30 protein-coding genes and 1 tRNA gene are annotated in these 24619 nt (G+C 66.5%); 14 read left to right on the forward strand and 17 right to left on the reverse strand.

What is annotated here, in order from left to right; all coding sequences use genetic code 11:
* Positions 1-32: 32 nt before the first annotated feature.
* From C0461_RS02580 to C0461_RS02590, 3 genes are read left to right on the forward strand one after another with little or no spacing between them, the layout of a single operon-like run.
* Positions 33-1220: an ABC transporter substrate-binding protein gene (locus tag C0461_RS02580; protein ID WP_292103672.1), complete on the forward strand. Its 1188-nt coding sequence runs from the start codon at positions 33-35 to the stop codon at positions 1218-1220.
* Positions 1217-2254 carry an iron ABC transporter permease gene (locus C0461_RS02585; RefSeq protein ID WP_292103674.1) on the forward strand — a complete coding sequence of 346 codons (1038 nt, stop codon included), beginning with the start codon at positions 1217-1219 and terminating at the stop codon, positions 2252-2254. Before C0461_RS02580 ends, C0461_RS02585 begins: the two co-directional genes overlap by 4 nt.
* 2 nt (positions 2255-2256) lie before the next feature.
* Positions 2257-3243 carry an ABC transporter ATP-binding protein gene (locus tag C0461_RS02590; protein WP_292103676.1) on the forward strand — a complete coding sequence of 329 codons (987 nt, stop codon included), beginning with the start codon at positions 2257-2259 and terminating at the stop codon, positions 3241-3243.
* Between the two features lie 16 nt (positions 3244-3259).
* On the opposite strand, the gene C0461_RS02595 is transcribed toward C0461_RS02590, so the two are convergent.
* Positions 3260-4186, reverse strand: coding sequence for an NAD(P)/FAD-dependent oxidoreductase (locus tag C0461_RS02595; RefSeq protein ID WP_292103677.1), 927 nt, complete (start codon positions 4184-4186; stop codon positions 3260-3262).
* Positions 4155-4643, reverse strand: coding sequence for an Rrf2 family transcriptional regulator (locus C0461_RS02600; RefSeq protein ID WP_292103679.1), 489 nt, complete (start codon positions 4641-4643; stop codon positions 4155-4157). The genes C0461_RS02595 and C0461_RS02600 overlap by 32 nt, the downstream gene beginning before the upstream one ends.
* A gap of 230 nt (positions 4644-4873) precedes the next feature.
* Between C0461_RS02600 and C0461_RS02605 the strand changes: the two genes are divergently transcribed.
* Complete coding sequence (locus C0461_RS02605) at positions 4874-5629, forward strand: Crp/Fnr family transcriptional regulator (protein ID WP_292103680.1); 756 nt, start codon at positions 4874-4876, stop codon at positions 5627-5629.
* A gap of 66 nt (positions 5630-5695) precedes the next feature.
* On the opposite strand, the gene C0461_RS02610 is transcribed toward C0461_RS02605, so the two are convergent.
* The 4 genes from C0461_RS02610 to C0461_RS02625 form a co-directional block, all read right to left on the reverse strand.
* On the reverse strand, positions 5696-6022 hold the full coding sequence (locus tag C0461_RS02610; RefSeq protein WP_292103682.1) for a hypothetical protein: 327 nt from the start codon (positions 6020-6022) through the stop codon (positions 5696-5698).
* A gap of 470 nt (positions 6023-6492) precedes the next feature.
* A complete protein-coding gene (locus C0461_RS02615) occupies positions 6493-6720 on the reverse strand; it encodes a hypothetical protein (RefSeq protein ID WP_292103684.1) in 228 nt (75 codons plus the stop codon).
* A gap of 1 nt (position 6721) precedes the next feature.
* Positions 6722-6958 carry a hypothetical protein gene (locus C0461_RS02620; RefSeq protein WP_292103686.1) on the reverse strand — a complete coding sequence of 79 codons (237 nt, stop codon included), beginning with the start codon at positions 6956-6958 and terminating at the stop codon, positions 6722-6724.
* Entirely contained in the window at positions 6955-7527 is a 573-nt protein-coding gene (locus C0461_RS02625; protein ID WP_292103687.1) for a DUF4142 domain-containing protein, read from the reverse strand. Before C0461_RS02625 ends, C0461_RS02620 begins: the two co-directional genes overlap by 4 nt.
* Positions 7528-7702: 175 nt before the next feature.
* On the opposite strand from C0461_RS02625, the gene C0461_RS02630 reads away from it, so the two are divergent.
* The 5 genes from C0461_RS02630 to C0461_RS02650 all read left to right on the forward strand — a co-directional run bounded on the left by C0461_RS02630 (position 7703) and on the right by C0461_RS02650 (position 10912).
* Positions 7703-8224 carry a ferritin-like domain-containing protein gene (locus C0461_RS02630; protein ID WP_292103689.1) on the forward strand — a complete coding sequence of 174 codons (522 nt, stop codon included), beginning with the start codon at positions 7703-7705 and terminating at the stop codon, positions 8222-8224.
* Positions 8224-8796: an SRPBCC family protein gene (locus tag C0461_RS02635; RefSeq protein WP_292103691.1), complete on the forward strand. Its 573-nt coding sequence runs from the start codon at positions 8224-8226 to the stop codon at positions 8794-8796. The genes C0461_RS02630 and C0461_RS02635 overlap by 1 nt, the downstream gene beginning before the upstream one ends.
* 26 nt (positions 8797-8822) lie before the next feature.
* Positions 8823-9995 carry a zinc-dependent alcohol dehydrogenase gene (locus C0461_RS02640; protein WP_292103693.1) on the forward strand — a complete coding sequence of 391 codons (1173 nt, stop codon included), beginning with the start codon at positions 8823-8825 and terminating at the stop codon, positions 9993-9995.
* Positions 9996-10397: 402 nt separating this feature from the next.
* On the forward strand, positions 10398-10766 hold the full coding sequence (locus tag C0461_RS02645) for a hypothetical protein (protein WP_292103694.1): 369 nt from the start codon (positions 10398-10400) through the stop codon (positions 10764-10766).
* Positions 10763-10912 carry a hypothetical protein gene (locus C0461_RS02650; RefSeq protein WP_292103695.1) on the forward strand — a complete coding sequence of 50 codons (150 nt, stop codon included), beginning with the start codon at positions 10763-10765 and terminating at the stop codon, positions 10910-10912. The genes C0461_RS02645 and C0461_RS02650 overlap by 4 nt, the downstream gene beginning before the upstream one ends.
* Positions 10913-11246: 334 nt before the next feature.
* Here C0461_RS02650 and C0461_RS02655 read toward each other — a convergent pair whose 3' ends face one another.
* From C0461_RS02655 to C0461_RS02665, 3 genes are all read right to left on the reverse strand, one after another.
* Entirely contained in the window at positions 11247-11996 is a 750-nt protein-coding gene (locus tag C0461_RS02655; RefSeq protein WP_292103697.1) for a L,D-transpeptidase family protein, read from the reverse strand.
* Positions 11997-12511: 515 nt separating this feature from the next.
* Positions 12512-13555 (reverse strand): SDR family oxidoreductase, encoded by a 1044-nt coding sequence (locus C0461_RS02660; protein ID WP_292103698.1) that lies wholly within the window; start codon positions 13553-13555, stop codon positions 12512-12514.
* A 792-nt stretch (positions 13556-14347) separates the two neighbouring features.
* Complete coding sequence (locus tag C0461_RS02665) at positions 14348-15706, reverse strand: cytochrome P450 (RefSeq protein WP_292103700.1); 1359 nt, start codon at positions 15704-15706, stop codon at positions 14348-14350.
* 440 nt (positions 15707-16146) lie between these two features.
* On the opposite strand from C0461_RS02665, the gene C0461_RS02670 reads away from it, so the two are divergent.
* From C0461_RS02670 to C0461_RS02680, 3 genes are all read left to right on the forward strand, one after another.
* Complete coding sequence (locus C0461_RS02670) at positions 16147-16305, forward strand: hypothetical protein (RefSeq protein WP_292103702.1); 159 nt, start codon at positions 16147-16149, stop codon at positions 16303-16305.
* Positions 16302-16628, forward strand: coding sequence for a hypothetical protein (locus tag C0461_RS02675; protein ID WP_292103704.1), 327 nt, complete (start codon positions 16302-16304; stop codon positions 16626-16628). Before C0461_RS02670 ends, C0461_RS02675 begins: the two co-directional genes overlap by 4 nt.
* A 460-nt stretch (positions 16629-17088) precedes the next feature.
* Positions 17089-17322, forward strand: coding sequence for a hypothetical protein (locus tag C0461_RS02680; RefSeq protein ID WP_292103706.1), 234 nt, complete (start codon positions 17089-17091; stop codon positions 17320-17322).
* A gap of 261 nt (positions 17323-17583) precedes the next feature.
* Here the strand turns inward: C0461_RS02680 and C0461_RS02685 are convergent.
* The 8 genes from C0461_RS02685 to C0461_RS02720 all read right to left on the reverse strand — a co-directional run bounded on the left by C0461_RS02685 (position 17584) and on the right by C0461_RS02720 (position 23706).
* Positions 17584-17673 (reverse strand) — tRNA-Ser (locus C0461_RS02685).
* An 84-nt stretch (positions 17674-17757) separates the two neighbouring features.
* Positions 17758-18708 (reverse strand): NAD regulator, encoded by a 951-nt coding sequence (locus C0461_RS02690; protein ID WP_292103707.1) that lies wholly within the window; start codon positions 18706-18708, stop codon positions 17758-17760.
* Between the two features lie 2 nt (positions 18709-18710).
* Positions 18711-19304: an HD family hydrolase gene (locus tag C0461_RS02695; protein WP_292103736.1), complete on the reverse strand. Its 594-nt coding sequence runs from the start codon at positions 19302-19304 to the stop codon at positions 18711-18713.
* Positions 19305-19427: 123 nt separating this feature from the next.
* Entirely contained in the window at positions 19428-20252 is an 825-nt protein-coding gene (locus C0461_RS02700; RefSeq protein ID WP_292103709.1) for a methyltransferase type 11, read from the reverse strand.
* An 86-nt stretch (positions 20253-20338) separates the two neighbouring features.
* Positions 20339-21199: a MoxR family ATPase gene (locus tag C0461_RS02705; protein WP_292103711.1), complete on the reverse strand. Its 861-nt coding sequence runs from the start codon at positions 21197-21199 to the stop codon at positions 20339-20341.
* Positions 21200-21261: 62 nt separating this feature from the next.
* Complete coding sequence (locus C0461_RS02710) at positions 21262-21453, reverse strand: hypothetical protein (RefSeq protein ID WP_292103714.1); 192 nt, start codon at positions 21451-21453, stop codon at positions 21262-21264.
* Entirely contained in the window at positions 21453-21875 is a 423-nt protein-coding gene (locus tag C0461_RS02715) for a hypothetical protein (RefSeq protein WP_292103716.1), read from the reverse strand. The genes C0461_RS02710 and C0461_RS02715 overlap by 1 nt, the downstream gene beginning before the upstream one ends.
* Positions 21876-21915: 40 nt before the next feature.
* Positions 21916-23706: a tetratricopeptide repeat protein gene (locus tag C0461_RS02720; RefSeq protein WP_292103719.1), complete on the reverse strand. Its 1791-nt coding sequence runs from the start codon at positions 23704-23706 to the stop codon at positions 21916-21918.
* Positions 23707-23828: 122 nt separating this feature from the next.
* Between C0461_RS02720 and flbT the strand changes: the two genes are divergently transcribed.
* Both flbT and flaF read left to right on the forward strand, forming a co-directional pair.
* Complete coding sequence (gene flbT / locus C0461_RS02725) at positions 23829-24248, forward strand: flagellar biosynthesis repressor FlbT (RefSeq protein ID WP_292103721.1); 420 nt, start codon at positions 23829-23831, stop codon at positions 24246-24248.
* The gene (gene flaF, locus C0461_RS02730; protein WP_292103722.1) at positions 24214-24582 is read left to right on the forward strand and encodes a flagellar biosynthesis regulator FlaF; all 369 of its coding nucleotides are present in this window, start codon (positions 24214-24216) and stop codon (positions 24580-24582) included. The genes flbT and flaF overlap by 35 nt, the downstream gene beginning before the upstream one ends.
* Positions 24583-24619 lie beyond the last annotated feature (37 nt).

Genomic DNA, 24619 nt, shown 5'->3' on the forward strand with positions numbered 1-24619 from the left:
AGTCACCCCCTTCCGGCGTGCGGGAGTGAAGGATGCTGAGAAGACATTTTCTGCTGGCGGCGGCGGCAACGCCTCTGGCCGGCTGTGAAGCGGGCGATGCTGCTTCCCGCGCCGGCGCCGCGGCGACCGGTGAACCCATCCCGCTGAAGTACGCGCGCTATCTTCAGCTTGAGCGGCACGAGGGGTTCACCGTCGCGCGGCTGCGGGCGCCGGTGGCTGATCAGAGCGGCGGCCAGGCCGAGGAGCAGTCGGCGGTCATCGTCATGGCGCCGCGCGATGGGCCGGCGCCGCAGCTGGAAGGCGAGCTCAGGACCGCGACCGTGGTTCGTACGCCGGTCATGCGCGTCGCGGCCAACAACGGATCGGACGAGGCATTCCTGGGGCAACTGGGCGCCAGCGACCGTCTGGTGGCCGTGGGCGGCCGTGGCTCCTATGACGATGAGGTGCGGCAGGCGGTCATCGACGGGCGCATCGGGCAGATCGGCTACAACTGGCATGCACCGCCGAACATGGATGTGCTTCTGGCGGCGCGGCCCGACGTCTTTCTGATGCGGCTGTCCGATCTGGCGCACACCCCGGTTCTGGATCGCGCGCGTCAACTGGGCCTCACGGTTGTGCCCACCTTCGCCGAAGACGAGCCGACCTACATGGGGCGGGCCGAGTGGATCCGGTTCTACGGTTTGCTGACGGGACTGGAGTCCGTGGCGGACGATCTGTTCTCGCAGATCGACGCGCGCGTGGCCGCGTTGAAATCGGCCGTCGTCGACCGGGAGAGGGTTCCCATGCTGTGGGCCTATCCCAGTGGAGGCGGCCGCTGGGTCGCCACCGTGCGGGGCGCGGAACAGGACTATATGGCGGACGCCGGGGGTCTCAACCTGCTTGCGCGGTCCGAGGATTTGCGCCGCTATTCCTCCGACGAGCTCTCGACCGAACAGGTCCTGCTGGTGGCCGAACAGGCCCAGGTCTGGATCATCGGCGACATCCATGCGGCGCCTCCGCGAAGCACCGCCGTGGAAGCGGTCTCTCCCGCCTTCCAGAACGGGCGCCTGTTTTCCAATGCGGGCCGCACCAAGCCCGAGGCCAACGCCTATGACTGGTACCAGACCGGTCTTGTGCGGCCCGACTGGGTGCTGGCGGACGTCGTCAAGGCGCTCCACCCCGATCTGGTGACCGAGCCATTCCGCTACCTCAAACCGGTGCCGCAGGGAGCCTACCTGTGACGGGCGTGGCGCGATCGACGGCGGTCTCTGCCTGCGTTGCGGCGGCGCTGATCGCAGGCGTGATCGGCAGCCTGATGATCGGTCAGGTGATGCTGTCGCCGGGCGATGTAATCTCGGGCCTCATGGGCGCCGGGTCCGGATCAATGGAGTCGCGGATCGTGGTGGATCTGCGTCTTCCACGGGTTCTCGCCGCCGTTCTGGGCGGCGGCGCGCTCGGCGTCGCCGGACTGTTGATGCAGACCCTGTTCCGCAATCCCCTGGCGGACGCGTGGTCGCTGGGTCTGATGGCTGGCGGCCAGCTGGGCGCGGCGCTGGTGATCGTGGCTGGCGCGGTGGTCGGGCCGGGCTTTCTCATGTTTCTGACAGGCTTTGCCGGCATCGGCGTCGTTGCGGGATCCGCCGCTGGCACCCTCGCGGTGGCCCTGGCCATGACGGCCATGGCGCGGCGGGTGGGCACCGTGACCCTTCTGGTGCTGGGTCTGATGCTGGGTTTCATGGCCCAGGGCCTGATCAGCGTCCTGCTGCACTTCACCAACCGCAGCCAGGCGCGGATCTTCGCGGCCTGGAATGACGCCACCTTCGCCGGCGTCGTCTGGACCGACTTCCTGACCCTCGCGCCGCTGCTGGCCCTGGGCCTCATCGGCGCGATCGCCCTGGCCAAGCCCCTTACAGCCCTTCTGCTCGGAGACGCCTATGCCGAGAGCCTGGGGGTCAACGTAGCCAGGCTGCGTCGTCTGGTGCTGGGAGCGACGATCCTTCTGGCCGCTCCTGTCACCGCCTTCTGTGGTCCGGTGGCCTTCGTCGGGCTGATCGTCCCCCACTTGGCGCGCGGGCTGGTCGGATCGACCCGCATTGGCGCCCTGATCCCCGCCACGGCCCTGCTTGGGGGACTGCTCGCCCTGGCCGCCGATCTTGTCGTCCACCTGCCTTGGGACCAGCACTTCCTGCACCTGAACGCGATCCTGGCGATCCTGGGCGCGCCGGTGGTGATCCTGCTGCTGCTGCGCTCCCGCAGCCTCCGTACGGGGGTCTGACCATGTACGACCTGAATGCCCTGCAGATCGGCCACGGCGGGACCGCGCTCTCCACGCTCCAGGAGGTCTCCGTGGCGCCGGGCGAGTTCATCTGCCTGCTGGGCCGCAACGGACAGGGCAAGTCGACCCTGTTGCGCACCCTGGCCGGATTTATTCCCCCGGTTGGGGGGCAGGCGCTTCTCGATGGCCGTCCGGTTCGTGACTGGTCGGCGGCGGAGCGGGCCAGGAAGATCGCGGTCGTCCTGACGGACCGCCCACAGGTCCCGGCCCTGCGCGTGACAGAGCTCGTGGAAATGGGGCGACAGCCCTACACAGGCTGGTCTGGCGCCCTGTCGGTCGAGGATCGCCGGATCGCGGACGAGGCCCTTGAGCGTGTGGAGGGGGGCCACCTGCGGGACCGTTATGTGGACAGCCTGTCGGACGGTGAGCGCCAGCGGGTGATGATCGCCCGCGCCCTGGCCCAGCAGCCGCGCATCATGCTGCTGGACGAGATCACCGCCTTCCTCGATCTGCCCAGCCGCGTGACCATCGTGTCCACCCTGCGCCGGATCGCGCGGGATGCGGGGGTGTCGATCATCCTGTCCAGCCACGACTTAGAACTGTCGCTGGGCTCGGCGGATCGGCTTTGGCTGCTGCCGGGCGGCGGCCGGTTCGTCGACGGCGCGCCGGAGGATGTGGCGCTTTCAGGCGCTCTGGGCGAAGCATTCGACCAGCCGAACCTGTCCTTCTCCCTGGAGCGGGGCCGCTTTGAAACCCATGCGGCGCGGCGCGGTCTGGCGCTCGTCAAGGCGGAAGGTGTGGTTCGGCCGTGGCTGATCCGGGGGCTTGAACGCCTCGGCTTCGAGGTCGCTGCTTCGGCTGATCATGCCGATGTGGTCGTGTCCTATGCGGACGGCATGTTCCGCATCGGTGATGAGGCCTACGGTTCGATCCTTGACCTCAGTCGGTCGCCGCAACTGTCACTGACCACGGTGCAGGCTCCCGTCTGACGCAGGCTCCCTCTGGTCAGGCCAGCTCCTCCTCGAGCAGGGAGCGGAACAGGCCATGGGCGGCGGTCATGCCGTCCGATGCGGCGTAGGTGATGTTGGATGCGGCGCGGGCCAGGTCGCCGGCGGCGAAGACGCCGGGCTGGCTGGTCTGCTGCATGGGGTCCACCTTGACCAGACGACCCACCGGCGTGTCCGTCATCTCGCAGCCGAGGTGTTCCGCGAAGCTGTTGCCCAGCCGCACATGGGATCCCACGAAGATCGCCTTCAGCGGGATGAACCGGCCATCGGCCAGCCGGGCGCCGTCTAGCAGCGGGGCCGCACCCTCCAGCGCGGCGATGGGGGTCCGTTCGATGGCGACGCCCCGCAGACCCAGCATCCGGGTCTCTTCGGCGGACAGCTGGACGGCTGGGTCGAGGAACAGGGTGGGCTCGCCCCATTCCGCCACCATGAGGGCGTAGTGGGTGGTGTGCTCGCCCTGGCTGAGAACGCCGATGGGCCCACGGTCGATTTCATAGCCGTGGCACCAGGGGCAGTGAATGGCGGTCTGGCCCCAGCGCTCCTTCACGCCGGGTATGGCCGGGGGGGCGTCCTCGACGCCGTGGGCTAGCAGCACCCGCCGCCCTTCCACAGTCGCGCCGTCAGCCATGGCGATAGAGAAGCCGCGCCCGGAGCGTTCGACGGACACCGCTTCGCCCTGCCGAATGACTGCGGTGGGATAGGCCATGATCTGACGTCGGGCGTCGTCGGTGATGTCACGCCCCGGTCGCCCATCGTTGGCCAGAACGCCGTGCGCGTGGGAGGCGAACCGGTTTCTCGGCCGGCCGTCATCGATCACCAGAACCCGTCGGCGGGCCCGCGCCAGCTGGAGGCCAGCCGACAGCCCGGCGTAGGAGCCGCCGATGATCACGGCGTCATGGGGCAGAGGGCTTTCTTGCATAGGCATGGATCAGATCCCGGTTCGGATGAGCGGCCAGCCGCCGCGCGAAGTCGTTCGCTAGGTCGGCCAAGGTGATGTCATGGAGCCGCGCCAGCAGCAGGGCGCGGGCGGCGGCGTAGGTCTGGGTCAGGGCGTCGTTGACGGCGGCCTCGACCAGGCAGCCGTCGGCCTCCACCGGCGGCGCGTCGGGCAAGAGACCGGTTCCGCCCAGGGCGTCGTGAACCTCGCCCAAGGTGACGGCGTTCAGCGGACGAGCCAGACGCCATCCGCCGCCGTGGCCCTTCTCTGAGGTGACGAGGCCTTCCTCGCGCAGGCCCGCCATGGTGCGCCGCACGACCACGGGATTGGTCGAAAGACAGACCGCCAGCTGTTCGGACGTCATGGGCGAGCCCGTCCGCTCTTCGTGTTCCGCCATGTGCAACAGGGCGTGAAGGACATTGGACAGACGGCTATCGCGTTTCATGAAACATCAATTGTTACATGAGGACGCCCGTGCGGCGCGCCTCAGGAGGGGCCGGGATATTCAACGGCGGATTCGCAGTCAGAGCTTGAACCTCCAGATGTGTTCGCTCTGCGAGCGCGTGCGGTTCGCCGATTCCCGAACGATCGGTGATCCTTCCGATGATCGGATCGTTCAGAGAGACACGCGCGGGGAATGCCGCGCGGGCTTGAGACAAGCTCCAAGGAGGCCCCATGAGTGATGCGACTGAACCCGTGTACATGGCGTGGGCTCGAGAGCGCTTCGGCAAGACCGCGCCCCTTCAGAGCAATCCGGCCCGGACCTTCCGGTCCGCACCTGAAAATGATCGTCATCCCGTCCTCGCGGCGCTGCCGCCCGAGGTTCGGCTGGCGGTCTACCGCCGTGGACACCTTCGCGATATCGCCGCAGGCGACCCGCTGAGCGGAGGCAACTGCGTACTCTTCATTCTGACCGGAGCGGTGGGCCTGTTCCCGGGTGATGGGTCCGGAATCTGCCTGGGTCTGGCTGGACCGGGGTCTGTGATCAACGCGGAGGAGTTGGCCGACGCCGGCCCCCGCCGCGATATGAGAGTGCTGGTAAAGGGTGCGGTGCTGGCCCTGCGCGCGCCGGAACTGATAAACATCCTCGGCCCCGACCGGGCGGACCGGCTGCTCATTGACCAGATGCTGGGTGACCGGGCGGCTCTTGATCGCGCAGTGGCATGCAACGCCCTGCATCTCGCACCCGCACGGCTGGCGCGGTGGCTCCTCATGCTGGACAAGGCGGCGGGCGGCGGCGACATCCACATCACCCAAGCCTCGCTCGCTAAAATGCTGGGCATCCAGCGGACCAGCGTCAACGCCGCCGCCCGGCGCCTTCAGGATCGTGGCGCATTGCGCTTCGTGCGGGGCCGCGTCAGGGTCCTAGATCAAGCAGCACTCAGGGCCCAAGCCTGCGGCTGCTCGGCGCCGCTGTCATTTCATAAATAAAATCCAGGAAGCCGGACCTGCCTGGATTCTAAGCCGGCCACGGAAAGCTGTGCGTCGGGGCTGGCTTCATCGTCCCTCGATCGCCGCCTGGTTAGCGGCGCGGGTCCTGGGCCCTTGGCCGGACTGCGCCTCGGTGCGCTCGGGCCGACGTGTGTGGTCGCCGCCCATGTGGACCTCGGCCCCGTCCAGCGGTTCACCCTCATCCTGATAATCGGCCATTTCTCCTGCGGCGGGCGGCGCCACGCTCGAGTCCGCGACGTCGGGCGCCGCGTATCGATCGGGATCCGGCCGAACGGCGCGGTGCTGCTCCCTGGCCTGGTCATTGGGCGCGTAGGGGCCCGTTGCGGCGTTCTGCGCCGCGGCGGTGCTCGACTGGGTGTTCTGGTGAGGCATCGGTTTTCCTTTCTGGGCCATGCAAGCGCTGTCCATCACGACAACCGGGGGCGAGTGGCGGAGTTCCTTCGTCCTCGGGGGTGTGTCAGCCAGCCCCGCCTCAGGACGGGTTCCCGACTTAGGGAGCCATTCGGGGCGTCCACGGTTGATGCCGCGCCCCGGGTGTCGCTCGTTCGGGGCGCAGCGGCTCGGGCGGGCGTCCCCCCCACTTCATCGCCCGGGCCGCCTTTTTCACAGGAGTCCATGATCATTCCCGCTCGTCCTGCTTTGACGCGGGCCTGTCAGTTGGCCCGAAGCGGCGTGTGCGCATCTCTTGATGAGATCGAGACTCGCCTGGCGCTGGAGGGCCTCGACTGTGGGGACTTGCACCAGGACACGGATGTCCGGCGAATGCTTCGAGGACTGATGCGTCAGGCCTGTGTGATCAGGTCAGGCGCATTGGTCGCATCACCCCCGCTGTCGGAGCAAGCTTAGTCCTGCCCCGGTGCGGGAGGCGCGACGTCCTGGTCCTGGTCCACATGAAAGGGAGCCTCATGGCGGTAGCCCGGATCGGCCGATCCGTCCCTCTCGGAGGTGTCTTCAGGATTTGGGTTTTCGATGTCGGCGCGTTCCTCCACCCGCTCGAAGCGCGCCGATTCCTGCTCATTGCCGCAGGCGGCCAGGCACAGGATCGCGGCGGCCGTCATAATTATGCGCATGTCACGCTCCCCTGTCATCCGGGTGAGTTTGAGTGCCGGGAAATGCGAGCCCGGCGTCCGGGGCGGGCGAAGACGCTCCCTTAATCTCGTTTACGGCGATGATGCGTTCACCAGGCCGCATCAGCTTGCTCGCCGCGTCCTGCGACTGAACCTCGGTGCGCGCCTGGACAATCACCGTGCGGGCCTCGTCCGCCTCGGGATCGTCCAGGGTCACCCTGAACTGTCGGAAATCACTCATTGGTCCAAGGCTCTCGCCCGCTGCAGATGCCTCTCGATGGGGCCAGTCACCTCGCGGGCATGGGCGGCCAGCGCGGGCACATCCCCATTGTCGGCGAAGCCGCGATGCAGCGTCAGGGCCTCCTGGTGCGCGGCCACCTGTTGATCGATGAAGACCTCATCGAAACGATAGGCTTCTCGCAGATTGTCAATCAGGCCCTGCCGCCGCTCGTCCAGTTCGGTGGGCAGCTCGGCATCGATATTTCCGCCCTGGACGATGGACTGCATCCGCTGGCTCGCGGCGGTATGATCGTCACGGATCATCTGAGCCAGTTCGCGCACCTCGGCGTTCTGACTGCGCTCCAGGGCGATCTCGGCGGCCTGGATCTCGTACATGTCGCCGATGGCGGCGTTGGTGACGTACCCCTCCACCGTGTTGGCGCCGAGGGTGGCGGCCGACATCTGACCCACGGGGACCGACGCAGCATCTTGGGCGGCGTCCACAGGGTCCTGGGCCATCTGGTTGTCATTCTGACCGCAGGCGGCGAGCAGCGCCAGGGCCGAAGCGGCGGGAACAAGCATGCGGATCATGGTTCGTCTCCAGTTGCGAGACCCGGACAATCGCCAAGGCTCCGCCCGGTTCCCGCTGCGCCGCCGAGCGGCAAGCGGAACCGCAAAAATCCCGGCCGTAGGTCCGGTATCGGACACAGGAGCCATGCGGCGCGTAACGGGTTGGATCGGGACCTTCAGCAAGAGGAGAGCCCCCATGACCCGATCGACTGACGACGTGCTGCGCGACGTTTTCATCGCCGGCCTGAAGAACGCGCACGGCGTGGAGCATCAGGCCCTGGCGCTGATAGACCGGCAGCTGGACCGCCTGAAGAACTATGACGACGTCGCGGCGCGGCTGCGTGAGCACCGGGGCGAAACTGAAACCCAGATCGAGCGCCTTGAGAGCATTCTCGGTCAATTCGACGAGAGCGCCTCCGGCCTGAAGGACGCGGCGATGACCATGTCCGGCAATCTCGCGGCGCTGGGCCACACCTTTGCGGACGACGAAATTCTCAAGAATTCCTTCGCCAATTTCGCCTTCGAGAACTTCGAGGTCGCCAGCTACAAGTCCCTCATCGTTCTTGCGAAGAACGGCGGTTTCTCCTCGGTCATGGATCCGCTGGCTGAGACGCTGGGCGAGGAAGAGGCCATGGCCGCCTGGGTGGACGAGAATCTCGCCGCCCTCACCGAGAAGTATGTGACGCTCAAGGCCGCCGGCGAAAAGGCTAGCCGCTGATGGCCGACGGCAAGCACACAGACACCGATGCGCGCATGGCGTCGCCCGCCTACCTGGACGACGACCTGCATCAGGGCCGCTACGACTCGGACTCTGTCCGGGCGGCGATGATCAATCGACCGCGTGACGAGCTCTATGCCTTCTGGCGCGACTACCGGAATCTCCCCGCCTTCATGGAAAACGTGAAGTCGGTGGAGCTGCTGGACTCCGTCCGCTCCAGCTGGATGATCGCCGGCCCAGGCGGAAGCGAGTTTGAGCTCGTCTCGGAAATCGGCGAGGACCGCCCGGGCGAGCGCATCGCCTGGCGCTGCACCGAGGAGTCGGACGTCGATAACGAAGGCTGGATCGAGTTTCGCGACAACGCCTTCGGCCGGGGCACGGAGGTGCGCCTGTTCATCAGCTATGACCCGCCCGCGGGCGCGGTCGGCAAGCTGGTGGCCAAAGTCATGCAGCGCGAGCCCCGCATTCAAGCCCGCCGCGAGTTGCGCCGATTCAAACAGCTGATGGAGACGGGCGAGATCTCGACCTCCAGAGCGCCTGCGGCTGCGCCGCGCGCCGATCGCCCTCTCTGATCCCACACTGAAAAAGCGAGTCATCCATGCGCGCACTGACCTGGCACGGAAAACATAATGTGCAGGTGGACACCGTCCCCGATCCGCAGATCATCAATCCCCGGGACGCCGTCATCAAGGTGACGTCCACGGCCATCTGCGGGTCTGATCTGCACCTCTACGACAGCATGATCCCATCCATGTCCAACGGCGACATTCTGGGGCACGAGTTCATGGGGATCGTGGAGGAGGTCGGGCCCCGGTCGACGCTCAAGCGGGGTCAAAGGGTGGTCGTGCCCTTCACCATCTCGTGCGGCTCCTGCTTCTTCTGCGGCAAGCAGCAGTATTCCGCCTGCGACAATTCCAATCCGGCCGACAAGGCCGACGCCTCGGAGGTCGCCTACGGCTACGCCGCCGCAGGCCTGTTCGGTTACTCCCACCTGACCGGCGGCTACGCGGGCGGCCAGGCTGAATATGTGCGCGTGCCCTATTCTGATGTGGGACCGCTGGTCGTGCCCGACGGGATTGAGGACGACCAGGTCCTGTTCCTGACCGATATCTTTCCCACGGGCTGGATGGCCGCCGAGAACGCGGAGATCGAGCCGGGTGACACGGTCGCCGTCTGGGGCTGCGGACCGGTCGGACTGTTCGCCATCAAGAGTGCGTTTCTCCAGGGCGCCGGCCGCGTGATCGCCATCGACCACCTGCCCCGTCGGCTGGCGCTGGCGCGCAAGAACGGGGCGGAGGTCCTGAACTATCATGAGGTCAAGGTTCGCGAAGCCTTGATGGAGATGACCGCCGGGATCGGCCCGGACGCCTGCATCGACGCGGTCGGGATGGAGGCGCACGGCTTTTCGCCCGACAACATCATCGACGCCGTCAAGCAGGAAACGAAGCTAGGCACAGACCGTCAGCATGTACTGCGCGAGACCATCATGGCCTGTCGCAAGGGCGGTCGGGTTTCGGTGCCTGGCGTCTACGGCGGGTCTGGCGACAAGCTGCCCATCGGGGCCTTCATGCAGAAGGGACTGACCATCAAGACCGGCCAGACCCATGTGCAGAAATACCTGCCGCAGCTGCTGGAGATGATCCTGGAGGGCAAGCTCGACACCACGGATCTGATCAGCCACCGCCTGCCGCTGGAGCGCGCGGCGGAGGGTTACAAGAACTTCCATGACAACCCGAACGAATGGACCAAGGTGGTCCTGAAACCGCACTGAGGAGGCTGAGATGCCCGAGAAAAATCCCGAAGCCGAACGCTGGGGAGGTCCCGGCTCAAGCCACCAGAACCGCTCCGAGGCGCCGCCCGACCCGGTGGTCAAGGATGCGGATGACCCGGACCACCAGAGCAAGCACACCCAGATATCCGGGGGGCGGGGGAGAGCAGGACATTCACAGCGGACACGCGGCCGGCATGAAGCGGGACCAACAGGCCAGCTCCACTGAAAAGAGGCGGGAGATCGACAACCGCAACTGATCAGGCTGGCGAGGCCGCGGCCATCAGGTTCCCCAAGAGTCATCCGGTAGTCCGGCGCGTTGGCGGCGGGTGAATGAGGGAAGCCCTTGCATCCGGCGAGGTTCGAAAAGCCCCTCAGCTCCCAGTCGTTAAGAAGGAGACTGTCATGTACGAAGGTGAAGTCCGGTCCTGTCATGTGGACCGCCGGCCCATCGTCTCTGATGAGGACCAGAAGGCGGAGCCCTGGTTTCAAAAGATCGGGGCCTCGCCCGGGCAACTTCTGGAAGCGGTCGGGGAGAACCCCGACGATGTGGAGCGATACCTGGCTCACGGCCGAATGCCGCTACGAGAGCTCGCGACGGGACCATCAGCGCCAGTCTGGTGGGAGCCGATCGAACAATCACGCGGCCAAGGGCTGGGTCAGCGGCATCCCGGCCGCACGCTCGGGCGGGCGAGCCGAGAATCATTATCGAGGGTCTTCGACCGCCGAATGGTCGAGGCGTGGGTCGATGTGACGACGGAAGGCGGGAAGTGACCCGCGCAGTCGCAGTGGTCTGCCTGGCCTGGGCGCTTCTGGCTGGCTGTCAGACGCAGGAGGGTGAGACCGAACAGACCGTCAACCCCGCAAGCGAGCGCCAGGGCGACCGGCCGGGTTCCCAGCTGACCGAGGATGACATCTGATCGCGAAAACCCTGCGGCGCCAATGCTCGGGGCGAGTAGCTGTTTACGCTCATGGTCCGCATAAGAGCGATGTGTGGGACTTCCTTGACGAGGCGGTGGCAACCTTCGTGCACGCGATCCTTTATTTAAAGCCGCCAGCTGGGGCGCCTTCACCGTCGCGCAGGAACTGCCGGGCCGCTCGTAGAGAGGGACGATTCTGTTGACGGGAGGATGGCGTCGGGGACGTGTCACGTTCGTGGATTCGGACTCTCAAAGGCGAGCCTCCGGGACAAGGCTTGTTAGCGGTGGTGCTGGCTGGCGGCCCGAATTTAGGCCGATGAGACGGTGACGCCCATCAAGCGACCCCGGTTGAGCCGCGGGCAAGGCGGAGCTCCGTCTTCAACGCAGAATCCAGCCCGTAGGGATCTGCGCCGAACACGACCGAGCCCGACCCGTCCGGGCGGGCGGTCAGATAGAGAATATAAACCGGCACGGGATCGGCCAGGGGGGCGGCCTGTTCCGGCTCGCCCGTACCGACTGTCCACCACGAGGATCCATATAGCCACTCCCACAGCCGACCCGCATCCTCCAGCCGGACGCACCCGGCGCTCAGGGTGCGGACCTCCCGGCTGAAGGCTGACCGATCGGGGGTGTCATGCAGATATATTCCGAGGTTGTTGGGGAACATGAACTTCACGGCCCCCATCATATTGGCGGATCCTGGCCGCTGCCGCAGGCGCTGGCTGCGGCGGCCGTCAGCAACCGCTTCCCAATCCACGCCGCCGGCGTCGACGACATGCGCCCCCGCGGTCCAGTCGGATAAAGTCTCGATGCCCTGACGAACCAGCGCGTCCGGGCCTTGCCTGAGGACGAGTGGAGCGAAACGGCTCTGGGCCAGATCCTCCGGCACATTCCAGTAGGGCTGCAGAACCGAGAAACGGACAAGGGCCGCCATGGCCGGAGTCTGCTGGCGCGCACTGCCGACGACGACCTTCATTTCGTCGGTGGGATCGCCGTTTTCATAGGTCCACAGTCGGGCGCTCGCGACATCCACGAGGATGAAGCGTTGGCCCATGTCACGGGGAAGCGCCCGGGCGCGCTCCATATTAAGGCGGATCACGGGCTCGCGGCTTCGCAGATAGGCTTGTCGCAAGCCGTCGTAAATCGGCACGAGCCGTTCGGAGGTCCTGCGGACTCCCCCGGACACGGGCCTCGACGATGTCCGCAAACAACCCCCCCCGGTTGGGCGCGACCACATTAAGGACGGCCGCTTCGTTCAGTGCAGATCACTGCTCAGGACAACAGTGCGGCGACGATCAAAATCCCGAGGCAGACCGCCGCTGCCGCGTACCAAAACCTGGGCGTCAGCCTCCCGCCCAGACTTCCGCCCTCCGGCGCGTGCCGGATGGGTGGCTCCTGGACCTGGGGCGGAGGCGCGGTCGAGTTCCCTCCGGCTTCGGCGTCAGTAGCTCCGGGGGAGAGGGCGGGATCGAACACCGGCGTGGCGCCGTTCTGGCCTTTCTTGCGGCTTTCTATGTCTCGCGACTGGGGGTGAGGCATCGTGACGCTTCCGCACTTGGTGAGAGGGGCGCCGACCGAGGACGCCCTTCCGGGTTCAGATTAGGCCGCCCACCGTCCGGGGGCGCCCCCGTTGGAGAGACGACGGGCGAGCAGCACCGCCGCGCCCGCGCCAAGCGCGGCCAGGCCCAGCCCGGCCCCGGCGACGGCCCCGGGGTGCTTCTGGGCCGCGGTGTAGACGCTGAATTTGCGTCCAGGGCCCTTGTCGGCACGGTACATGTCGCCGTCGTCGGAGTGAGCGAACAGGCTGTCAGCCTCGGTGCGCGGTTTTTCGGTCTGCTGCACCTTGGGCATGGACCAGGCGAAGAAGCGGTCCGCCAGCCCCGGCGCGAGGACGGCCGCGCCCACCATCATCCGACCCGAAGCGCCCACGGTGATGTCTCGCACCCGATGCGTCGCCGCATGCAGGATCGCACCGGCCACAACCTCCGGCGCATAGACCGGCGGGGCGACCTGTGGATCGCTATCCATGTGATTGCGCGCGTGGACAGGGAACGGCGTGCCGATGCCCGACGGCTTGATCAGGGTTACGGACACCGGGGCGCCTTCGTGCCTCAGTTCCATACGCAGCCCGTCGGTGAAGCCCTTCACCGCGTGCTTGCTGGCGGCGTAGGCGCTCAGCAGGGGAATGGCGAAGTCCGAGTTGATGGAGCCGATGTTGATCACGACGCCGCCGCCGGTGGTGCGGAAGTGCTGCACCGCGGCTTTGGAGCCGAACACGACACCCCAGTAGTTGGTCTGAAAAAGGCGCTCATGCTCCTCGATCGGGATGTCCATGAGATCCCCATAAATCCCGACGCCTGCGTCGTTCACCCAGGTGTCGAAACCGCCGAACTCGCGCAGAGCCGTTTGCACCACGCCGTCGACATCCGCCTCTACGCCCACGTCCGCGACGGCGTAGGCGACGCGCCCGCCCTGTTCGCGCAACTCGTCACAGATCGTCTTCAGGGCGTCCTCGTTGCGCGCCACCAGAACGACCGCCGCGCCCTCCGCGACCGCTTGCCGGGCCGTGGCAAGACCGATTCCGGACGAGGCGCCGGTGATCACGATGGTCTGTTGATCAAGGGACTTGGGCCGGAACTTCATGGCGAATCCTTTCGTCGCATACTCAAAAAAGAGGAGCGGCCATGAGCCGCCCCTCATTAAACAAGCCGGCGCAGGCTGGCTGGTTCCCCGAAATCGGGTCAGTGCTGCCGGTGCAGACTGGCGGGCTCGGAAATGTGCCGCAAAGCGTCACCGCTTTAGCCGGCGTCGGCAGAACGGCTCACGTCGCCGAGTGAGATCCTTCCGCCTATGTCGACTGTCGGACCGTGGCGGAGGGCACAGGGCGCAAAGTTTCTCGCGCGACACAAACCTTGAGCGCGGACCGGCCGGGGCCCCGGGCATCATCCTACCAGGCCGTGTGATGGGCAGCGAAATGAGCCGGGCTGTTTCGCCGAGCGAAACCCGGACCACCCGGAACGGGAGCTTCGATGTCAGGAAAAAAGCCTATGTGTGCAAAACCCGACGGAACGTCGGCCTTGGAGGCGCCTTACCTCCCTTGTCGCGGCTCGAGATGTGCGCGCCGTGTCAGTTCCTGGAGCCCCCGTCATGAGCATGGCGGGGGTTCTTGGTTGTAATGGGTGCAGGCGGATGCCGCCCGGCTCGCCAACACCCAGACCCCTGTTCCTCGCGTCGGCACAAGGCGTGGGCAGCGTTACGTTCCATCCTCCTGGCGTGTTTGGCTGCGGCTAGCCCGGCGTTACAGCAGGAGCTTCATCGATGCTGATCGCCCCGCCACGGTGCATTTTCGATCCGAGTCCGAAATCAGAAAGATGACTTGGAGCCTCCGTCTTAAGGGCAGACGGATTCCCGCTGCGGCCGTAAAGGTGTCTCCGTTCACTTCGCCGTCACCAAGAACCTCAAGGTGTAGTTGTCCAGTGTTCCCGGCAGCCGCCGGGGCGAGAGCCTCTCGGGCTCTTCCAGATTCATCGTCATTCGTGTGAGCAGGCGGCGCAGGGCCAACGAGGCGGTCATGGGTACAAAGTGCGCCGCCGGGCAGACTACCGGGCCGTGGCTGAACGGAACCAGGGCCAGGTCCGGCCGGACGATCCCGTCGGTCCACAAGGCCGGGTCGAACACGTGGGCCTGGTCCAGAGTTTCGTCGTCCCGATGGAAGAAGGGGGCGAAGATGAAGATGTGCACGTCCTCATCCAGACCGCCGCGCGCCCATCGGACCGGCCGTGTAGTTTCACGGAGGATGGCGGGCGTTGTGGGCCACAGCCGCAGTGCTTCCAGAAAACAGGCGCGCAGATAGTCGAGAGACGGAACGGCTTTCCCCTCTGCAGCAGCAATCTCGGCGCGCGCCTTTTCCTCCGCAGCGGAATGGGCCGAAAGCAGGGCCAGGGTTCGAAACAACGCCATGCCGCCTGGGTCGAAGGCGAACAGGTACTGCGGCAATTGATGGTGGGGCTGAAGGCCTGCTTCCGGACAAAGCTGGGCCATCCGACCCGCCAGGCTTTGGGGATCCGCCTTATCGACATAGCGGCGCAGACTCCGCAGAAACGCCTCGCGGCCTTTCCGGTGCCTGGGACGCAGGAAGGCGTAATTCGCTCGGTAGCGCAGATCCTCAAGCAGGTCGGTCAGTTCCGTGTCGTCCCTCGCGTCGTCGCCCAGCACGATGCGCCTGACCGTGCGCATCCAACCGGTGAAAAAGCTGTCCCAGTCGAGAACGCCCTGCTCGAGAGCCTGGTCGCAGACCGCATCCATTTCTTCGGCCACGACCTTGGCGAACCGTTCGCTCATGGAGTGGATCGGACAACCGGTCTCCAGCGTCTCTTCGTTGAGCCGCCGCCGCTTTTCGCGATCGGCGCCCTTTGACGCGAGAACGACATGGGGCTCGAAGTGATTCAGGGCCGAGCGCTTTTCGCGGGTAGCCGCATCGAAGGGATCGGGTGAGCCTTCCAGCACCATGCGCACATCAGCTGGCGACAACAGCAGGGCCTGGCGTCGGAACGGGACCGCCAGAACCAGGGGCCCGGCCCCATGCTTGCGCCGCAGCGCCTGCAACCGTTTCACCGCCCGGTCGTCGAGGCCTTTCCGCTCAGCGTATCCCACCACCTTCCGGCGGCGGATGAGCGGGCCCTTCCCCAGAGTGGGAAGGATCACAGCCTTTAGGACAGCGAAGGTATCGAGGACGCCCGCGTGTGAGACCGCGTGTGGCGAAACGGCCATGAGAACGGGCTCAGTGCGGGTCATGTGACCTCCAGCGTAAGACAGGACGATGCGCCTTTATCGAAGCGGCGCGCGACGCATCTGGAAGGACGAACGCCTTGGTCAGGAACCCGGTGACGTAGAGGGTAGTTCCTCAGAACCGTCTGCGACTCGTTGATCGAAAACGGACGCCAGGAAAGCCTCCCTGAACATCGCCGATGTTCCCGCGTGGAGGACTCCTCGTGCAGGCGGTTTTCCGGCGTTAGGCCGGGGTCTGCTCACCGAGGCGCCCCTTCAGCATATCCCGCTCTGATGATGAGTCCGAAGCCGACGGGACATCGATCGGGGCAATGCCTTTTGCACTGTCTCGGCTCGGATGTGCGCGCCCCGTGTCAGTTCCGGGCCCATCCGCGGTGGCGGTGCTCTTGGCTGAGAAGGGAACAGATGGCCAGCACTGTATGTTCGCTTACTGAAGGAGAATGCGCATGACCACAGGAAATCCCGAGGAGAAACCCCGGACCGCACCGGCGGAAGGCGACAACGACCGCGAGGACACGACGCCCGAAATCGCCGCTGATGACGCCGGGGCCTCGGCCATGGCGGAACGGAAAGCCAAGAAGTTGGAACAGCGGGAAAAGTCATGAAGAAGCCGCGCCCTTCGACGCCCCCTGAGCCCTACACCCCCGGGGAACAGATGGATCGACCCATCAAGCCCGTCGAACGCGAGGTCATGAACCGGGAAGCCGCCACATTGGCCATGCGCTCGCACCACCATGCGTTTGCAGGGTCAGCCCAAGGCGTGGGCAGCGTCGCCTTCGACGACCCCGGAGCGTATGACGTCAGCCAGCCCGCTGTTCAACCGGAGCAGCGGCTCAACTCCGATCCAGCGGCCACGCCGCATTCCGATCCGTGTCCGAGCGCCGAGGCCAGCCGTATTCGCGCGGGGGGCTTGGCTCCGGGGGAGTAGGCTGCCTGTGGGGAGGCTGACTCCCGCAGCTTACCATATGGCCACTTGATCCCCTCAGGATGTGTTCTCCCAGCGAGCATGGGCGCCCGCTGGACCAGCGTGGCCTCGCCCGAGCCGAGGCTCCCGATTTTGTGCGCAACCAGCTTGATTGCGTCGCGTTCCCTCGTGGCGGCTGGAGGCCGCTTGAATGCGATCATCCCAAGAGTGCAAGGCCAAAGCCCGCGAGATGGACGGCTTGGCCAGGGAGGCGACAGCAGACCCCATTCGGGCTGGTTTTCTTTCAATGGCGGCGCATTGGCGAGAGCTAGCCGTCGTTGCGGCATATCAAGAGGCGATGAAGCGTCGCTAATGTCGGCTCAGCGACAGACCGTCTGCTGTGACGCGGCTATTGTGATGTGGAACCGCTGGCCGCCATCGTCGCCGGCCGCCCTTCCTGGACCCTGCAATGCGGGAGACGGAAATGACCTATTTTTGCTTTATCGAGTCCTCCATCTTGTCCGTTCCCCATATGGAACCCTTGGTCGCGGACGACCTGGACGAAGCAAAACTGGAAGCCGAAGCCCTCCTCGGCCAGCACGCCAGTGGTTATGCGGCACATATCGTTAAGGACGAGAGGCGGCTGACCAGCATTCGCCGAGCCCGCGCACCGAAGGCTGCCCCTTTGGAAAATGGACCTGCGCCGTCGTCCCTTTAGGTCCGCGCATAAACGCGCGCCGCACCCTTCAGACAACGTCCTCCGCGGCGGATTTCGTTGAACGAAAGTCGCCTTTCTGGCGGGGAGTGCCAGTCCGCTCCTGGCGCAAGGCGGACCGGAGACTGCCCGGCTAGAGTTCTAGTCGCTGTTTTCACCACAACATGTGCGCTACCAGGAAGCCCCTAGCAGTAGGGACCGACATAGGTACCGGACGGCATTCCACATAAAAAAATCTAATTATTCCGCCGTTTAATTGGGCGGTGGCGGAGAGGGTGGGATTCGAACCCACGGTACGCTTCCACGTACGCCGCATTTCGAGTGCGGTACATTCGACCACTCTGCCACCTCTCCGCGGTCGCTGTTTCCCCTGGGGGTGGTCGAGCGAGGCGGGATGTCTAATCGGCCCGGGCGTTTCCCGCAAGCGTTCCGTTGCGATTATCGCTGGCCGGGCAGGGACAAGCCGGTGACGCCGCCGCCGGAGGCCTCGGCGCCCCGGTAGCGATAGAGTTCGGCGGGCCGCCCGCCGGTGGCGGCGCTCAGCCGTCCGGTGGGTTCGACCAGGCCGGTGCGCTCCACGCCGCGGCGGAAATTCTGCTTGTGCAGCGACAGGCCCGAGACCGCCTCCGCTGCGGCCTGCAACTGGGACAGGGTGAAGGTGTCCGGCGTCAGGTCGAACAGCACCGGGCGGTATTTCAACTTGCTGCGCAGACGGCCGATCGCGGTGGCCAGAATGCGGCGGTGGTCCGACACCATGGCGCGGCCCGGGATGGCGCCGGGGGCGGACTGCCCGTGGTCGCGCACCGCTTCGGGCGTCAGGCCGGCCTCATAGAGCAGTTCGTAACGCTCCAGCACCTGCTGCTCGTTCCAGCGCCCGCCCTTCAGGGCGAACAGACGCTCGGCCCGGGCCGCGCGGGGGGCTGCATCCGGACCGGCCGCCCATGCCGCCAGGGCGGGCGCGATCAGCCGGTCGATCATGTCCGGCCGCCCCCGGCGCCAGTCCTCCCACGGGAAGAATTCCAGAACCGGCGTCCAGGCGGACCCGGGGCCGGCCACCGCGCTCGGGTCATGGGTCAGGGCCAGATAGCCCACCGAGACCACGCGCCGGGCGCCCACGCCCATCTCAGCGCGCGGCGATTCCCGCCCCGCGTCGCCGAAGGTGTAGAGTTGCTCCACATAGCCTAGGGGAAAGGTGGTCTGTTCGGCCACGAAATCGCGCAGGGCCAGTTCGAAGGTGCGGTGCCGGGTCGGCTCGAACGGGCCGAAGGGCAGGCCGGCGCCGTCGGGGCCGCCCCCGGTGGTCAGCACCACCGCCTCGCCGTCGCGCAGGGCGAACACCACCACCGACAGCCCGATCAGCACGCCTTGGTCCTGAACGGCGCGGTTCATGGTCACTCCGTGTGCCAGGCGTCGGGGGCGGGCAGGGCGCCCATGGCCCCGGCCAGCAGGCGATAGCGCTCCAGATACCGCGCCTGGGCCTGGCCTGCGGGCAGGGGCTGGATGACAAGATCATAGTCCGGGGGCGGGGCGCCGAACAGGCGCAGGGACTCCTTGCGATCGAACCCCGCCAGCTGCGTCGCCTCGAAGAAGGCGCAGGCCCGGTCGGCCTTCTTTATCAGGCTCTTGACGGCCACGGGCGACTTCGGCGGCAGGCCGAAACGCAGGTGAATGGCGCTTTCCAGCCGCGCCTCGAATTCCTTGTAGTTGAAGCCCAGGGCCGATTTGAACGGCGAGATCATATCGCCGATCACATATTCGGAGGCGTCATGCAGCAGGGCCGCAAGCCGCCATTTTGGCGCGATGTCCGGCTGGATGTGGGCCACGATCTCCTCGACCACAACGCTGTGCTGGGCGACCGAAAAGGCGTGGTCGCCGAGGGTCTGGCCGTTCCAGCGGGCGACCCGGGCCAGGCCGTGGGCGATGTCCTCGATCTCGATGTCGAAGGGCGACGGATCCAGCAGGTCCAGCCGCCGGCCGGACAGCATCCGCTGCCAGGCGCGGGGCGCCTTTTCGCTGGGTCTCTTTCGCGTCTGGGCCAAGATCACTCCGTCGGTTCGAGGCCCCGGACGTGACGCATTCGCGCACAGCGATCAAGCCCGTCGGCCCGCTTATTCCCCGACGTTCAGACGAACCAGGGACTTGGCCCCGTCGAACACCTCGTCCTCGCGGCGATCCTTGCTGCGCACCACGGCCACGATCAGGGGGCCGCCCTCGGGGCCGCGCGCCTCGTATCCCACGAGACGCCAGCCCAGGTCCGAGCCGCGCTCGTCCACCAGAATGTAGGTGGCGCGGACGCCGTGCGCGGTGTCGCGGGTGCGAATCTCCACCGCCTCCTCCCGGGCGCGGATGCGCACGGCCTCGTTGTCGGTGCTGATGTTCACCTGGTCCCCGGCTTCATCGCTGCGGATGCTGAAGCCGCCGACGCGCACCCTGGACTGGCCGCCGTCGGTGTCGATGCTGATGCCGGGGATGCGGACCCTGGCGTTTTCACCCTCGGTTTCTATGGTCACGCCGGGAACCTGAACGGCCACGTTGTCGCCGTTCGCTGCTGAGGCGGAGGCCGGGGATCCTGCGTCAGCGGTCGCCATCGCAAGGGCGCCGCCCACCCGTTCGATCGCCGAAGGCAGCAGCGCCTGGACCTCGGCTTCCAGCGCATCCAGGGCGGCCAGCCCCTCGCCCTCCAGGCGGATCAGCCGCAGGGTGACCTGGGAGCCGCGCGGACCGGTGTATTCGCAGGACAGGCCGTCGGCGGCCGGCGCGCCTCTGCGGGTCAGCACCTCATGGGTCTGGGGGCACTGGAGGGTGTCCACCATGCGCAGGGCGCCGCTGGACTCGGCGCTCTGATCGCTGTCGCGAGAGATGCGGATGGAGGGCTCGGTGTCGCAGGCCGCCAGCAGGGCCGCCAGGCAGATCGGAAGGATGAGGGCGCGCATGGTGTCGGCTCCTGTTACTGCCCTATTGTGCGCCGGGGTTTTTCAGACGCCAGTGAAATCGCGGTAATCGGTCCTGACGGAACCCGTCAACCGCCGGGCCGCCCCGCCTCGCGGCGCTGCAGGAACGCCAGACGCTCGAACAGGTGCACGTCCTGTTCATTCTTCAGCAGGGCGCCGTGCAGGGGCGGGATCAGGCGCTTGGGATCGCGCTCGGCCAGGGTCTCGGGCGTCACGTCGTCCACCATCAGCAGTTTCAGCCAGTCCAGCAGCTCGGATGTGGACGGCTTCTTCTTCAGGCCCGGCGTCTCGCGGATCTGGTAGAAGGTCTTCAGCGCTGCGGACACCAGGCGGGGCTTCAGGCCGGGATAGTGCACGTCGACGATGGCCCTCATGGTCTCCTCGTCCGGGAAGCGGATGTAGTGGAAGAAGCAGCGGCGCAGGAAGGCGTCCGGCAGCTCCTTCTCGTTGTTCGAGGTGATGACCACCACCGGGCGCACCTCTGCGCGGATGGTCTCGTCCGTCTCGTGGACGTAGAACTCCATCCGATCCAGCTCCTGCAACAGGTCGTTGGGGAACTCGATGTCGGCCTTGTCGATCTCGTCGATCAGCAGCACGGGACGTTTCGGCGCCGTGAACGCCTCCCACAGCTTGCCGTGCTTGAGGTAGTTGCGCACGTCGTGAACCCGCTCCTCGCCCAGCTGGCTGTCACGCAGGCGGGATACGGCGTCGTATTCGTAGAGGCCCTGGTGGGCCTTGGTGGTGGACTTGATGTGCCAGGTGATCAGGGGCGCGCCCAGCGCCTCGGCCAGCTCATAGGCCAGAACCGTCTTGCCGGTGCCGGGTTCACCCTTGATCAGCAGCGGCCGCTCCAGGGTCACGGCCGCGTTGACCGCCACCTTCAGGTCGTCGGTCGCAATATAGTTCCCGGTGCCCTGGAACCGATCCATTCGTCCACTCCGTCCATGAGAGACCCGAGTGGGTAGCGGATCAGGACGCACCTGAACAGGGTTCAGGTGATGCGCTTGGGCGTCGCAGGGTCGCTGGCGGGGAAGGTCTCCTCGACAGCCTCGTCCACCAGGTCCTCCTGACGATCCTTCGCCGTGCGGTCCTTGTCGTCGAGCTGATCGGGCTTGCCCTCTTCCGGCGGAACCTTGCGGGCGTAGGGGGCGTCGATGTCGTCGTCTCGCTTGTGGTCGGTCATCAGGCTTCCTTCCGTGGGTGTTCGTCGGGGCCGTAGCCCAAGGCGTCGATGTCGTCGTCGTCCAGGCGGCGGGACTCCCAGTGCGCGGCCGAACCCTGCGCGCCCTTGACGTTGCGCATCAGGCCGGAGGGCACCAGTTCGATCTCATCGGCGCCGTACTCGCCGTCGCTTTCGGCGTCCTGTTCATTCAGGGGCTGATCGCCCTCGTTGAGCCGGGCGTCAGCATGGGGGTCGACGCCGTCCAGGGCCTGGACATCGTCCAGCTCCAGATCCTCGTCGTCTGCGTCGCCCGCTTCCTGGGTGACGTCCAGAACATCCATCTCCTCCAGGGCGACGTCGCCGTCGCCCTCGTCGTCCAGATGGGTCTCGTCGAAAGTCTCGGACTGATCCTGTTCTTCGGGTTCTTCCGGGCGTTCGGCCATTGTCTCGGCTCCCTTTGTCCGGGAGTGAAACGTGCGGCGATCAGGCGGCGTTCCGACCCGCCGAAGATATTCGCGCCAGTTCGACGGCCATCTCGGCCATCACCGCGTCCCAGCGCCCGAACGAGCCCGCCGCCCAGCCCCGCATGCGCGGATAGAAGGGATAGGTCTTGCCCGTGCCCAGCAGGTGCCAGTCGTCCGGCGCCTGGATCATCCAGGTGTTCGCTCCCACCGCCGCGGCGATGTTGGTGCCTGCGATTCCCGGGCCGATCACCAGGTCCAGAGCCGCCGACAGGGCGGCCACGTCCTCAAGATCGTCCTTGAGGTTGATGGGCGGAGTCCAGATCTCCAGACCCTCCGCCTCGGCCTGGGCCAGTTCGGCGGCGGTGTCGCCGCACTGAAGGTTGACCATGACGCAGCCGGGCGTGGTCAGGATCGGCCGCCACTGGTCGAAGGGCGAGAAATAGCGCGACCGCACGCCTTTCAGCACCAGGCTCTTCCAGTGAAGCCCCACCTTGAAGCCGTCGCCCAGCCCCGCCAGTTCGCTCCGCCAGCGCGCGACGCGCTCCGGCTCGGGCGTCATATAGCCCGCGTGGTCCGGGAAGGCCTCCAGCGTCGGGCGGAAAGGCGCCATCAGGCTGGCCATGGGCAGCCAGCCGTCCAACGCGCCATGCTCTTGCATGAACGGCGCGAAGCGGATCAGCCGTCCGGCCTTTCGCACCGCCTGGTGCGCGCCGACCACGGCGCCGGGGAAGCTGCGCTGGAAGATCGAGACCAGTCTCGGCTCCACCGCCAGAAACACCTTCCCCTCCGGCCCCACCGCCCGGATCAGGTCGGGGATCATGTTGGCGAAGATGAATTCGTCGGCGACGCCCTGTTCGCCCACCGCCAGGATGCGCTTGCCCTCCAGCGGCTGGTCCGGCGTCCAGCGCGGGCCGTCGGCCATGATGGCGATGGCGTCGGGCATGACCGGGTCCAGCCGCACCTCATAGGCCTCATAGCCCTCCTTGAGGCGGCCGGAGGCCATCAGGGTCAGGGCCCGGGCCATGGTCATCATGCCGGTTTCGTATCCGGGCGCGGCGTGGGGCAGGGCCGCCTCGATATCCTCCAGCGCTCCTTCGAAATCACCCAGAGGCTGGCGCGCGTTGCCGCGATTGTAGCGCGCCTTGGCGAAGCCCGGCTCCAGCCGAAGGGCCTCGTCATAGAAGGTCATGGCGGTGGCCATGTCGCCCTGGTCGCCCATCACGGTGCCCAGGGTGTTCCACATCAGGGCGCTCTCCGGCGCGGTCTGCAGCCGGGCGCGCAGCACCTCGATGGCCTGATCGTAGCGGTTCTGGTCGCGCAGCACGCAGGCCAGATTGTTGATCGCCTCGATGTGCTCCGGGTCCGCCGCCAGATAGTGCAGCAGCAATTTCTCGGCGATCTCCAGATAGCCCAGACGCTGGGCCAGGCGCGCCAGGTCCTGCGCCACCGCCGTGTCCCGGGGCAGCAGCTTCAGGGCCGCCTCATAGGCGTTCAGCGCCTGCACCAGATCGCCGGCCTTTTCGCGCGCGATGGCCAGCACATGCCAGGCCACGCCGTGCTGGCTGTCCAGCTCCAGCGCCTTCAGGGCCTTCTTGCTGGCGGCCTCATAGTCATGGATGCGAAGATCGGCGACGGCGGCCTTCAACTGGGCCAGGGCCGCGCGGGCCTGCTTTTTCGCTTTCCCGCCGTCCCGGGCCAGAACGCGCGACAACCGTCCAACGGCCTCGGGCGAGGCGGCGTCACCGGCGGCGGCGTCGGCGGCGCGAGCCAGCCCCGGCAGGGCGGTCGGCGCCTCGAATGCGATGCTCAAGTCTGATCTCCCGGACTCGGATTTCCCTTATGCTGCCGCCCGAAACACAAGGGATGGTTAACCACGTTTGTTTAATCAGCGTCAGGCGAGCTCCGGTAGGTCTGGGGCGCCGGAGGGTCGTCATGCCGCTGAAACTGTCGCTCAAGCCGGGCGAGAAATTCGTCCTCAACGGCGCTGTCGTCCAGAACGGCGACCGCCGCGGCGTTCTTCTGCTCCAGAACAAGGCCTCGGTCCTGCGCGAGAAGGACATCATGCAGGCCGACGAGGTGACCACGCCGGCGCGCCGCATCTATTTCCCGGTCATGATGATGTACCTGGACGAGTCTTCGGCGGACAAATTCTACGACGAGTTCGCCATGCGCCTGTCCGAGTTCATGGGCGCCACCCGTAATCCGGACACCATGGCCGACTGTGTGGCCGCCTCACGGCACGTGATGGCCCGCGAATATTACAAGGCCCTGATGGCCGCCCGCAAACTGGTTGAATACGAAGAGTCGAGGATCGGCGATGTCGCTTCAGGCCTACAAGACAGCGACCGCTAGGGCGGAGAACCCGCGAGAGGCGGAATACCGTCTGTTCGGCCAGGTCACGCGGGCGCTCATGGAGGCTTCACGCGCAGACCCGACCGACCTCAAGACGCGCATCGACGCCCTGGACTGGAACCGGCGCCTGTGGTCGACTCTGGCCACGGATTGCTCCAATCCCGACAACAGCCTGCCGGCCCCGCTGCGCGCGCAGCTCATCTCCATCAGCCTGTTCGTCAGCCGCCACTCCTCGGCCGTCATGCGTCGCGAGGAGGATTTCGAACCCCTGATCGACATCAACAAGATGATCATGCAGGGCCTGGCTGCCGCCTCGGGCGCCCAGGCGGCGTAGGGGGCGCCTGATCCTCCCCCATCGGGGGAGGGGGACC

Origin of the sequence: Brevundimonas sp. (assembly GCF_013823285.1) — a bacterium.
GTDB lineage: Bacteria > Pseudomonadota > Alphaproteobacteria > Caulobacterales > Caulobacteraceae > Brevundimonas.